Raw genomic sequence first — 219 nt, 5'->3', positions numbered from 1 at the left:
CGATAATTGCGCTGGTGCCAAGCACCAGCGCAATGACCGCACGTATTCTAGAGCGAGCGCATCACCGAGACGACGCGTCCCATGATCGTTGCGGCATCACCCAAAATTGGTTCGTAGCGCGAGTTCTGCGGAAGCAGCCAGGTATGCCCGTCACGCTGCCGGAAAGTCTTTACCGTGGCTTCTTCATCGAGCAGGGCAGCTACGATGTCGCCGTTGTGC

At 58.4% G+C, this 219-nt stretch carries 1 protein-coding gene; it reads right to left on the bottom strand.

Annotation, left to right across the window (positions count from 1 at the left end; all coding sequences use genetic code 11):
- Positions 1 to 47 precede the first annotated feature (47 nt).
- Positions 48 to 219 (bottom strand): LexA family protein (locus ACNPM8_RS12245; protein WP_448940106.1); only part of this gene is annotated, 172 nt, incomplete at its 5' end.

The organism is Glutamicibacter sp. AGC46, assembly GCF_053543715.1.
This window is presented reverse-complemented; position numbering and strand designations above follow the sequence as displayed.